This window comes from Pseudoalteromonas sp. SR44-5, from assembly GCF_014163675.1.
GTDB lineage: Bacteria > Pseudomonadota > Gammaproteobacteria > Enterobacterales > Alteromonadaceae > Pseudoalteromonas > Pseudoalteromonas rhizosphaerae.
Genome location: NZ_JACJDT010000052.1, coordinates 19653 through 32568, shown reverse-complemented (window position 1 = coordinate 32568; position 12916 = coordinate 19653). Strand labels below are relative to the sequence as shown.

The 12916-nt window shown below is 39.8% G+C and carries 8 protein-coding genes; 4 read left to right on the top strand and 4 right to left on the bottom strand.

The genetic code is table 11. The features are described from left to right. A partial coding sequence (locus H5154_RS19870; protein WP_182719377.1) for an ISAs1 family transposase occupies positions 1-440 on the bottom strand: 440 nt, incomplete at its 3' end. A 709-nt stretch (positions 441-1149) separates the two neighbouring features. On the opposite strand from H5154_RS19870, the gene H5154_RS19865 reads away from it, so the two are divergent. Further along, the gene (locus H5154_RS19865; RefSeq protein WP_182719376.1) at positions 1150-2169 is read left to right on the top strand and encodes a nuclease-related domain-containing protein; all 1020 of its coding nucleotides are present in this window, start codon (positions 1150-1152) and stop codon (positions 2167-2169) included. 31 nt (positions 2170-2200) lie between these two features. Here H5154_RS19865 and H5154_RS19860 read toward each other — a convergent pair whose 3' ends face one another. Beyond that, on the bottom strand, positions 2201-3673 hold the full coding sequence (locus H5154_RS19860) for a hypothetical protein (protein WP_182719375.1): 1473 nt from the start codon (positions 3671-3673) through the stop codon (positions 2201-2203). Positions 3674-5047: 1374 nt separating this feature from the next. Here H5154_RS19860 and H5154_RS19855 point away from each other — a divergent pair. The 3 genes from H5154_RS19855 (at position 5048) to H5154_RS19845 (ending at position 10606) form a co-directional block, all read left to right on the top strand. Beyond that, on the top strand, positions 5048-8215 hold the full coding sequence (locus tag H5154_RS19855) for a DUF3427 domain-containing protein (RefSeq protein WP_182719374.1): 3168 nt from the start codon (positions 5048-5050) through the stop codon (positions 8213-8215). 324 nt (positions 8216-8539) lie between these two features. Beyond that, the gene (locus H5154_RS19850) at positions 8540-9598 is read left to right on the top strand and encodes an AAA family ATPase (protein WP_182719373.1); all 1059 of its coding nucleotides are present in this window, start codon (positions 8540-8542) and stop codon (positions 9596-9598) included. Continuing rightward, positions 9599-10606 carry a DUF4435 domain-containing protein gene (locus H5154_RS19845; protein WP_182719372.1) on the top strand — a complete coding sequence of 336 codons (1008 nt, stop codon included), beginning with the start codon at positions 9599-9601 and terminating at the stop codon, positions 10604-10606. Between the two features lie 557 nt (positions 10607-11163). Here the strand turns inward: H5154_RS19845 and H5154_RS19840 are convergent. Together H5154_RS19840 and H5154_RS19835 are read right to left on the bottom strand one after the other, a co-directional pair. Next, positions 11164-12273, bottom strand: a complete 1110-nt coding sequence (locus H5154_RS19840) for an HNH endonuclease (protein WP_182719371.1) — start codon at positions 12271-12273, stop codon at positions 11164-11166. Next, positions 12270-12869, bottom strand: coding sequence for a bifunctional 2-polyprenyl-6-hydroxyphenol methylase/3-demethylubiquinol 3-O-methyltransferase UbiG (locus H5154_RS19835; RefSeq protein ID WP_182719370.1), 600 nt, complete (start codon positions 12867-12869; stop codon positions 12270-12272). Before H5154_RS19835 ends, H5154_RS19840 begins: the two co-directional genes overlap by 4 nt. Between the last annotated feature and the right edge of the window lie 47 nt (positions 12870-12916).

Sequence of the window (12916 nt, the reverse complement as noted above, 5' to 3'; positions counted from 1 at the left end):
TTATCAACAGGGCATTGCGCCAAAACAACACCATTTTCGCACGCAAATGCACTGACCATATAAAGTGCATCGCGCCTATCTGACTGATTAAATGAACCTTTCAATCGCTTACCATCAATCGCAACGACATCGCCCTGAGTTAATTTAGAACAGTCTTTCATCCAAGAAGAAAAAGAATCTTGAAACTGCATCATATCAATGCGACTCATCACACGAGCGATTGTGTCATGGCGAGGGATACCTTGCTCAAGAGGAACGTACTTCCTGAGCCAATCTAATCTATCATGGCCAAAATCTTCAATATCTTCCCAGCCTTGGCACCCAGATATGACAGCGCTGACAGCTAAGAATATGATATCAAAAAGTTTATGGACAACTTTACCCTGCTGGCGAGGGTCGTCAATTGATTCGAAATATTTAAATAGTTGAATATCAGGCATGGGGGCTCCTTAAAAAGGAGTATAAGATCATACTTTTAAGTCAAGGTAAAGTTCGTGATCTTGCCCTGAGCTAAACCCCTTTAACGTGATGCTAAATACTGTTTTGAAAAGCTCAAATAGTCATTGAAATTAAGTTCGGCGAAAAAATCATTATCTCCTGCTTACTGATCAATTTATTGCAATAAAAATGGTGACTTTTTAGCTAAGTTTCAATTGTTGCCCCATAAAGTATGGGAGTGAACATTTAAATTACGGATAAGAGTTTACCTCGCGGTCTGGTTTTTAATTGCAAATTTGAGTTATGTCGCGTTGGCGACTGCAACCAAAGAGCATTTTCTACCAAATGAAAGCGCCGTACGCCCCTTGGAACCCCACGGCGCCCCGAGGATCACACTGCTTCCTCAATTTAAATTAATGATATGAACGTAAATGCTGTGTATTCGCCGTCCATGGCGAAGTCACAGCTTAACGCGCATCCATGCGCTGTTATTACTCATCATTAATTTAATTTCGGGTGTGATCACGGGGGAACTGTCTTCACAGCAGTGTGTAATTTTGCCGTAGGCGTTAAGCTTGCTGACGCGAAAAAGCATACTGTGATCTTCAGTGTTAAATTTGCTGAATATTTAAAATCAAATTAATCAGAGCAGTATTTTTATTAGGTACTTCAATGTTATTCTATACAAATACATGATTGAAAGGATGCCTCATGATTTTAAAAGATAAAACGCTCGTCACAACCAACTCAGCAAAATTAAAAGCAGGCCAAAAGCAAGAGCTAGAGGTAGCCTTTTACTTACGCCGCGCATTTAAAGACCACCCTCAAGTATTTGTGTTTAATGATGTAAAGTTTAAACACAACGGCGAAACCGCACAGATAGATCACCTTATTGTTTACACCTACGGGTTTATTCTTATTGAATCAAAGAGTATTACCGGTGAAGTCGCTATAAACCAACATCAAGAGTGGAGCCGCAGTTACCGTGGGCAATGGCAAGGCATGCCATCACCAATCAAACAAGTTGAGCTACAATTGGCATTACTAAAAAGTTTAGTAAGAGACAATGCTCCTCAACTCCTGCCAAAGATGTTTGGTAAAATACAGCAAAATTTTGGTGGCCGTGAATGGTATAGCATCTGCGCAATATCGAGTAATGCCATAATTAATCGAGATAACACGCCAAAAACGCTTGAAGAGCGACTCGTTAAATCAGAGTTTATAGCGGATAAACTTTTAGACATAATGAAGCTACCGACATCAATACCAAATGCCCTGCACTTTTTCTCAACCAATACTCGCCCATGGTTTAGTGAAGAAAGCTTAGCTAGGATCTGTCAGTTTCTTTTGGAGCAAAATATTACTCCTGCCACACAGTTAAAACCTGATGCGTTAGCAACAAGCCTCAACGAGCCAAGCCCGATTTATCAAAATGAATCAACAGCTCTTGCACCAAGATCTATTGTTCCAACAATTAAAGAAGAGCAACCAAATGTTGTCAATGAAGTAAATTTACAATGTAAACAGTGCAGTAATAGCAAGACGCTTAAAGCGCGCTCAGGCCGCTACGGCTATTTTGTTACATGTAGCGAGTGCAGTACCAATACACCAATGAAAATGTCTTGCCCGCAATGTACCAGTGCTAATACCAAGGTGAGCAAACGCAAAGAGCTCTACTCATTAGTATGCGGTGATTGTGAAAATACAGCACTTTTCAAATTTGATGGTTAAAGCTCGATAGTATTCAAAAATAAGAGGTATATCATTCCGGAAATTCATCAACCACTTCCACTGTTGCTATGTGTGATTTTAAAACATCATTATCTGTATAGTTTATTTGAAAATACAAAGTACCCTTTTTAAAAGGTTGAGCTTTCACTGATGGCATCAATTTGTAACATCTATATTTATTGTAAGATGGTAATTTCTGTTGTGGGCTTCCATCAAACAAAGGCAATGCTTGTGTCAATTTAAATCGTGTAGGAATATCTAAGCAAATAGCCCCACTAGTTGAGCCTTTTAAAATATACTGTGTGTTGTTTGAGGAGTTATTTGAAACGAGTTTTATACCATTTTGCTTCATTGCTGCTAATTGCTTTTGAGCCTTATTTAAAGAAGCGATAGGTGCAGTAAGGTTATCACTTTTAATACCAGTAGAGCTTTTTAGTAACCCATTTATTTCAGCCTCTATTGGGTAAAGTAGTTTTCGCTTTTCCCATAGCTCTGGGTCCCCACCTTTGAGAATAGATAATCTAAGCCAAGTTTTATCAGTAAAATAATTAACTTTCTCCGTGCTTCCATCTGACTTTTCATCTGACTTTGACTTATGAACTAACCCTTCGCTACGCACTTCAAGCGTTTGTGGCTCCACATCTGATAAAGATGACCCAGCGGGTGTATCAGTTAAACCAATTGTCATTGCTGTAATTGGAGAAAGTAATATATCTGTAGCGTAACCAACAGGGTTGCGTATCCCTTCTTCTTTACTGAAATAGTCGTAACATCGCCCAATAGCACACACTTCTTTCTTTATAAGCACTATTTCACCAGCTTTTAAAGGCAGAACATTTACATTATTGTTACCACTATGTCTATATAGCGAATTACCTGCAACAAAGTCCAAATCTAGCTGGAATACTAAGTCATTATCATTTGTACCTGTAACAGACTTTGCGATCTCTTTAGCTACTTTTATTTCTTCTGTGGTTACGGGGTTTGATAGACTTAGAGCCTCTCCTGCTGCTGCGATAAAATCAATAATACTTCCGGCTTTATCATTTTCATCTAAATCGTACTCATAGATTTTTAATTTGAGACTTAATAAGTCACTCTCCATTCGTTTAGGACCATATAGCGCTTTATGGAAAAATGGAGCTTTCGTAGCATCTGCAATTGAATCATACGGGCCTAATATTTTGGTAATAGTATCGCTTGATGTTCCTGTTACAACTTCTTCAAATTCAGCGACAATCAAAACTTCATTATCTTCGCCAATATCTGGTAGGTATCTTAGATAGGTATCCGTTAAATAAATACTAAAAGTATCATCGCCGCTTAAAGCATGAGCTTCATCAGTTTTATATATCATACCGTCAGCACTATACAATTCTTTGGCAGTAACAAGAGGAGAGGTAAGGTTTTTATCTGAACCGACGGAATAAATGGAGATATCACCGGTGCTTGCAGTGCAAGCACATAAAAGAGAACATAAAACAATAAATAATAAAAGCTTCATCAGAAATTCCTTTTCAACAAACTTAATGACTGGTTAAAATTTAGACCAAACAACATCAATGTCAACTTTTTATTAACACTTGTTACTTTATAATCTCATGGCTTACACTTTGTACTGGCTAAAGGGATTTAGAAACTTAGAATTTGTCGGGAATAAAATTCCGCCATGCAATCAATTACTCATCAATTGAGTCTTTTCAGGCAAAGTAACGGGGGAGTTTTCTTAACAGCATCGTTTAGGTTGACCGTAGACGTTAAGCTTGCTGACGCGAAAAGCGCAGCTTTTAATATCTAAGCTCGATGCCCGTAACTCGGTGCTCGTCGCTTTTATTTATACATGTCGCGTTGGCGACGGCAACCAAGGGGCGTACGTTTTTCACTGTTGACTCTGCTGCAAGTAATTCATCCGTGAAGCTGGGTTCCTGTCAGCATCCATGCTTCCACTTCCTCGCGCTGCGAAACTTCGTTTCGGTCACTCGTCACCCACGGCGCCCCGAGCATTTTGCACTTTCCTCAAAGCCTAAATTGATATGAACGTAAACGCCGTGTAAGGCACATCCATGCGCCAGTCACGGCTTTAATTGCATCCATGCAATCAATTACTCATCAATTGAGGTTTTTCGGGCAAAATGACGGGGGATTTATTAACAGCGGCGTTTAAGCTTACCGTAGGCGTTAAGCTTGCTGACGCAAAAAGCGCAGCTTTTAAATTGTAGGCGAGCGTGTATAGCCGGCTTTGGCGACGACAACCAAAGAGAAGTAACCGCCGACTTCTCTTTGGAATCTCTCGGCGCCCCGAGCATTTTGCAGTTTACTCAAAACCTCAATTGATATGAACGTAAACGCCGTGTATTCGCCGTCCATGGCGAAGTCACGGCTTTAATTGCTTCCATGCAATTAATTACTCATCAATTGAGCTTTTCGGGCAAAATGACGGGGGATTTATTAACAGCATCGTTTAGGTTGACCGTAGGCGTTAAGCTTGCTGACGCGAAAAGCGCAGCTTTTAAATTGTAGGCGGGAGTTTGTATCCGACTTTGGTTTTTAATTACAAATTTTTAGTTATATCGCGTTGGCGACGGCAACCAAAGAGAAGTAAACGCCGACTTCTCTTTGGAATCTCTCGGCGCCCCGAGCATTTTGCACTTTCCTCAAAACCTAAATTGATATGAACGTAAACGCCATGTAAGGCACATCCTTGTGCCAGTCATGGCTTTGATTGCATCCATGCAATCAATTACTCATCAATTGAGGTTTTTCGGGCAAAATGACGGGGAAATTGTCTTAGCAACGGTCTTTAATTCAATAATGAGTTAATGCTTGTTTACATTGCATTTTTTAGTAAACTGAATGCTCGTAAACAGGGAGCGATTTAATGCAACAAATTGGTATATACGAGCAGTTGATTACGAAAGTAATTGAGCAAAACTTAAATCGCGACCAGTTTTATGTCGGTGAACGCCAGCTTGAATCAGCTGAGGCGGCTACTTGGCTTTCGCGCTTTCTAGGTAAGCTGGTTGAACATGCCATTGATGCAATCCCCAATTCAAAAAAGCGCTTGGAAGAACAAATTGACCTTGCAAACAGCCTTGTGCATTGGCTTAAAGATCATATTCGCGATGACGAGCTTATCAAAGAAAACCTTATCGACAGCCAAGGCCGTATTCTTACTGCGCTGTTTAATACCCAAAATCCCATTGCTGCAAATCTTAAAGATTACTCCAAAGATATTTTCCCGCTAACAGGACTTACCCAAAGCGAATTGTTTAGCGGCGCGAATGCGGGGATCTCCCTCGAAACCGAATTAAAACGCGAGATTAAATCGGCTGATACGATTTACTGGCTTGTCTCATTTATAAAATGGACAGGACTGCGCATTTTTAAAAACGAACTTGAAGCCTTTACCAAAAGCGGCAATAAACTCAAAGTAATCACCACTTCGTACATGGGTGCAACGGATGCTAAAGCGGTTGAGTTTTTAGCAAATTTGCCAAACACTGAGGTAAAGCTTAGCTACAACAATCAGCAAGAGCGCTTACATGCAAAGTCATATTTGTTTATGCGTAATACGGGTTTTCATACCGGTTATATTGGCTCGTCTAATTTATCGCATTCGGCGCTTACTAGCGGCCTTGAGTGGAACTTAAAAATTACCGCGCAAGAAATCCCGCACATCATAGCCAAAACTAAAAGCACCTTTGAAACTTACTGGCAATCGCCAGATTTCGAGCTATTTACTGGCAAGGTTGAATGTAAAGAAAAGCTCATAAATTCACTTAACGAGCAACGCGGTGTTGGCCAAGCAAGCAGCCAGTTTTATTTTGATATAACACCAAAAACCCACCAGCTCGCTATTTTAGAAAAACTAAGCGTTGAACGTAGCGTTCATAATCGCTTTAAAAACTTAGTGGTTGCAGCAACGGGAACTGGTAAAACAATAATCTCAGCGTTCGACTTTAAAACCGTTTACGACAAAAACCCAAACGCACACTTTTTGTTTGTAGCCCACCGTGAAGAAATACTCAAACAAGCGCAAAGCGCTTACCGTGGCGTGCTTAAAAATAACGATTTTGGTGAGCTGTGGGTGGGTAACTACAAACCGCAACGTTACAACCAATTATTTGCGTCAATCCAAACGCTGAATAGCCAAATTGAATCGCTTAATCTAACCCACGATTACTACGACTACATTGTGATAGACGAAGTGCATCACGTAAGCGCAGCCAGTTATCGAGCTGTATTAAATCACTTTACACCCACAATATTACTTGGCTTAACCGCAACACCAGAGCGCCAAGATGATGCCAATATACTCGATGATTTTTGCGGCGTAATAGCCGCTGAAATTCGCTTGCCAGAGGCAATAAATCAACGCCACTTATGCCCATTTCAGTACTTTGGGCTAGATGATGATACCGACCTAAGTCAAATAACATGGCGTGGTGGCCGTTACGATATAAGCGAGCTAAGTAACCTTTATACAGGTGAGAACAGCCGCGCTAACAAAATTATATCCAGCCTTGCTGATATAGTAACTAATGTTCACAACATTAAAGCCTTGGCATTTTGTGTAAGCCAAAAACACGCAGAGTTTATGGCGTCTAAATTTAACTTAAAAGGCATAAACGCCGATGTGCTGATCAGCAAAAACACCAATGAACGGGCGCACAAGCAACAAGCACTGCGCCAAGGCGAAATACAAATACTTTGCGTGGTCGATATTTTTAACGAAGGTGTCGATATTCCAGAAGTCGATACCCTGTTATTTTTACGCCCAACAGAAAGCTTAACGCTATTTTTACAGCAACTCGGCCGTGGCCTGCGCCTGCCCGACAACAGCTTTTCTTTAGGTAGAGCAAAGCAGTGCTGCACCGTACTCGACTTTGTCGGTAATGCCAGCCCAGAATATGACTTTGCTAGCAAGTTCCGCGCATTGATTGGTAAAAGTAATCAGCCAATAAAAACCGAGATTGAAAACAACTTCCCGCATTTGCCACTGGGTTGCCGTATTGAGCTACAAAAGCACACACAACAAACAATTCTAAAAAACATTCAGCAAGCCATAAACACTAAACGCCGTTTACACCAACTGATAACTGCTTACCCGCAACATACCAATGATGCGCTAACGCTAAGTAACTTTTTACGCATAAACCCGCAAGTTACGCTTGAAGATATATACAAACCAAAAGATAAAAAACTCGGCGGCTGGCACTGGTTAAAAGGCGATGAAATACCCGGGGACCAAGCCGATATTTACGCCGCGTATTACCGCGCTATAAATACTCAATTACTTAGTTGCGACTCACTCAGTTACTTATGCTTTTTACGTGATTTATGTAACAACGACTTTAGCTTTACGCCAACAGCGCAAAACCAACAGTACGCGCTTATGGCGCATTACAACTTTTGGGATACCACTGGCGCAAGTTTAGGTTTTAAAACCCTTGAGCAAAGTTTACAGGCACTTAAACACAACGAGTTACAGCAGGAACTTGCACAAGTGATTACGCTGTTAATAAACCGCATTCATCAACAAGAGAGTGATTTAGCGTGCTTACCAAATCATGCAATAAAATTACACAGCCGCTACACGCGCCGGCAAATACTCGCCGCATTTGGCGCTCACACGTTTGAGCAAAAGTCATCTGCTCGTGAGGGTGTTCTTGTATTTAACGACCAAAACCTAGAGTTGTTATTTGTAACACTCAATAAGTGCGAAAAAACTTACTCACCCACCACGCTGTATCACGACTACGCAATCAGCCCTACCCTGTTCCACTGGCAAACGCAAAATAGCGCCCGACCAGAACACGGCCGCGGCCTAAGTTATATTGAGCACCAGCAAACAGGCAAAACCATCCTGTTATTTGTGCGCGAACAAGGCAAAGACGAAAACGGCCGAACCATGGGGTTTGTAAACTACGGCGAGGTTAAATACCAAAGCCACAACGGCAGCCAGCCGATGAATATAACGTGGGAATTAACCAACCCCATGCCAAGTGAAATGTGGCATGAGGCTGGGAAATTAGCGGTTGGTTGATGGGTTTAAATTTAATAGTTTGAACGTAATGGGCTTAATTTACTAATAGGTTTACAGCAATACTATTTTTAATAGCTGGCTGGTAATTGCCATGAGCGGGCAGTGGTCGCTATTTATCATGCTCGGTGCAATACTTGACCCCCGCCCTCTTTAAAGATCAAAAACGTAATATTAGTTTCTTGAGCCAAAATAAAATTGGTGTTTAACGAAAGCAATGGGCCTACATTTACAACATAAAATTAAACCAGTTTAATTTTATGGTTTAATTAGCTATATAATAGTGTAGAATTTTTAAAAACGACTAACAGCAAGGCGTTGAAGCTAGTGAAGAAAATTGAGTCTTTTACAATCTACAATCTATGGAACAGAAAAGAGGTTTCTATAGATTTATATGAACAGGTTACTTTTCTAACGGGCTACAACGGTAGCGGAAAAAGCACTGTTCTCAATATACTCTTTGACACACTAAGCCAAGGGTATTACTCAACCTCTAAACACCGTTTTTGGGCATGTACCGTTAACTTTACTGACGGCTCATATAAGTCAAAAGCCTGTTTACCTCACTCTCCTCATTCAATAGAAATTGCAGAAGATATCAGCTCATACTCTGAAGATAATATATTTAGTTTTGATGGAATGAGGGCCATAGAATTAGCTTATGAAAAGAAAATAGAAGAGCAACGTTACAACCTTTATGATAGTAAAGAACTGGGTGTTATATCTATTGAAAACGATAGCGGTACGGTAACAACTGAAGTAGAACCATTCTTATTCCAAGACGAACGTAAGTGTATGCACAATATGAAAAATTCAAACATAGATTTTGATGGACAATATTGGAATCACTATGGAATTGAACTAGATCAAAAGCTGATTTATGTTTTAGATAAATTACAAGTATACGAAGCGAAAACAAATAAGCTTTTATCAGAAGAGATTTTTAGTCTAAAAAGTAACATGACTAAAAAAGGAATGATGAACATTGTAAAAAGGCATGAAGAATCTCGTCATGACCTCAAAAAATTATTTAATGCTCTTAATTCATATTTCGAGCCGTTGGGTAAAATAATTACAAAAGACGAATCAGAACGTATAGAGCTTAGTGTCAAAAAAACAAAAACCCGGATTCATTGGTATAACCTATCTCGGGGTGAAAAAACTCTTATTTATTTATTTTTGGTGACATTCTTATATAAAGAAAAAACAGAACTGTTTATTTTTGATGAACCTGATATTGCTATACATATTGAATGGCAAGAGCGACTTGTTTCAGATTTAGTATCTATTGCTCCTAATGCTCAATACTTCATTGCAACACATTCGCCTGCATTGATAATGAATGGTTGGTTAGGCAATACAAAAGAACTCGAGATGGTTCAATAAATGAAATTAACATCTGAGTACATGGCAGCGACATCAAAGTTCGGTTCTGACAAACGAGAAACCATCGTAGCTTATGTGGAGTCCTATGATGATCAACGTCTTTGGAGTAATATTCTTCAAAATGAATTAGTTATAAACAAAAAGATCAAAATACTATACAAAGTACCTTCTCTAGATAGTGAAGCTAATGGTAAATCGAGCCTAATAAAATCATTCAATGACGGGAGTTTAGTTCCAGGTAAAAACTTGATAATCTGTATTGATAGTGATTTTGATTATGCATTTGGATGTGCCCAAGGTAGTATTAAAGAAAAATTGTATAAAAATGATTATGTTTTTCAGACGTATGTTCACTCTGCTGAGAACCATTATTATACGACTAACGGTCTAGAACATATATGTGAAATGGCATGTTGTTCAACGTTAACGCTTTCCTTCTGTATCGAAAAATATACCAAGTCTTGGTCTGAAATTGTCTTTGAGTTGTATACAAAAATATTATTTCTTAGAAAAATAAGTGAACATGATAAATATAGGATCTATCTCGAAAAAATTAATAACGTTTTGGAAACCATATACTCAGGTAAACTTAACGTAATCAAACTTGACGTCCTTCTAGTTAAAACGAAGAAAGAGATAACTTTATTGCTAGAGGATATTGAAAAAAATCACCATTTTGATGTGAGCTACGATGATTTCATAGAAGAACTATATAATAAAAATTTTAATAAGCACAACATTAACTATTTACTAAGAGGCCATGATTTAGAAAATAAGTTTCTATCGAACATTTGTGTATCGTTGTGCAATTTCATGATTACGAATAAGAAAAAAGAGATATATCAATCCAATGTTGGACCCAAGGCACAACAGCAAATTAACGAGTATCATAATAAAGTTACTGATGTCGTTAATTCTATAAAACAGAGAACTAAATTTTTAGGTAACAATTTTTTTGAAAAAGTTTATTTAGAGTTTAAATTAATGTGTGAGATTAATTTCGCCTAAGCAGCTAACATGTTGAAAATTAATATAAAATAATCTTGTAACCTTTCACCAGTCCTCATGAAAAAACCCATGTTTACTAAAATGTATCTCAAAGTAAATGGGGTCACGCCAGCATGTTAATATTTGTTTTATCAACATCTGCTATATCGCTCTTTGCCGACACAAACAAAACATGCCTTGTTTCCAAAAAGAGCAAAAACCTCGCCTACAACCATAAACACCAATCTACCAAACACACTCCAATTCCCCGTGATCACACCAGAAAGGTATAAATTGATGAGTAATCACTTGCATGGATGCAAGTTAAGCCGTGACTTCGCCATGGATGGCGAATACACGGCGCTTACGTTCACATCAATTTTTAACTTGAGGATACAGTGTGATCCTCGGGGCGCCGTGGGGTTCCAAGGGGCGGTCGGCGGCAGCCGCCCCTTGGTTGCCGCCAGCAATCTGGCAAAAACCTCGAATAGAGGTTTCAAATCCCTTCACAATCCCCAACAAAATCACGGCTAAAGCTAGTTCCCACAAAAACAAAGCGCGATATAAAATCGAGCCTACTAGGCGTCATACCTAGGCTTACCTTCTGCCACTAAACTAAGCTCTGCACTTGGTTGCTCTTTACTACGCAGGTATAACCCTAAATCAGCCGCTTGTTCAAAACTGTCTTTCGCTAACCACAACTTCGCACTATTCGCCTGTGCGACTTGATACGCCCAATCACTTACTGAACGTGATTTACCAGCATCGCAATTAAAGTAATCACTGAGTTCATGGGTTATATGCTGGCTATTCAAAACCAAGTTTTGCTTTTGCCAGCGTTCGCGGTGCTGTTTCGCGGCTAAAAAGTCGCGTTTACTGTTATTACACGTGCTGTGCGCCGCCACAAAGTTGTGGCCTAAATCGTTCGCGTAGCGGGCAAACGGAATAAAATGATCAACCTCGGTTTTACTGTTCAACGGCTTTTGGCAATAAAAACAATTGCCGTGTTGTAGCTCGATTAACACAGGTTTGGCTTTACTCAGAGCGTTGCGGTCAAAACCGAATAAAAAGTCGTGCAACTGGCTTTGTGGGCCAATTAACGCTTGATTATGTTTAATACTCTGAATTTTTTGCAGCCAGGCATTTTTAGCCAAATACACCACCAAATCATAAAAGCGCCGAAAGCAACTGGCGATGCCAGCATTTAAGGTAATGAATTTAGTGCTGTTGGTATGCGGATATAAAAAGCATTCTGCTTGTTTTGCTAATATTTGTAAGCGCCACAATGGCCCACTTTTGAGTGTTGCCATTGCTGCGTTAAAGGTTGGCTTATAAAGCGAGCTTTGTTTTAACCCGCGTAAATTACGAATGTTGTTTTGTTGGCACTCATACAGTACAGATATCACTTTAGATTGCGCGCCAGTGTTTTGTTTAAGCAAAGCGCTTTCGCCTGTTTGTGCTGATGCAAACGGCACTGCATGATGCCAATAAAGCTCAATCAGTTTGTCGGCTAAAGTGGCTAAATCTATTTTCAGCTCTGCTTGGTCTAATACCAGCGGTTGTTCTACACATACATCAGCCAACGCGTGCAGCAACGCAAATTTATACGTTGCGCTAAAATCACCTTCAACCAACATCCGCTGAATATAAGCGATAAAGTCGAGCTGTTGCTGCATTGCGCTCATCATAAAACAGGCACTGCTTTAATTAATGCATTGAGCCACACTTCGCTTTCGCGCTCTGGTCGTTGGTCGACCGTTTGCCACTGTTTTAGTATTTTCAGCTCGGTGTGATGGGTAATTAGCGCAGTTAGGCCATCTTCATTTAAATCGGTAAATTCACGGCCATTGTGCACGCGCTCTTGCGTGCCGTATTTAAACGACACATACAAAATACCGTTTGGTTTTAGGGCATTTTGCAGTTTTAAAAACACCTGTGGTAACTCTACTTTTGGTACGTGCAATAAACTCGCGCAACACCAAATGCCGTCGTACATATTTGTACAGTTAAGCTGCTGAAAGGTTTTAACCTCTACGGCTTGTTGTAAGTAATTACTGGCTAACTTTGCAATTTTTTCGCTTGCATCAAACGCGCTTACGGTAAAGCCTTGCAGTTTAAAATACGCAGCGTCGCGGGCAGAGCCGCAGCCTGCATCTAAAATATGGCCGTGTTTAGGGATAAGCGGTAAAAACTCAGCGTAAAGCGCCGACATATCAACATTAAGCGTTGAGTCGCTAAAGCTTTGTGCGTTTTGATTGTAGTAACTGAGTGTTTTATTAGACACTAAATCTACCGCTCCGTGGTTAATTAATAGTACTTAATGATTAGAGC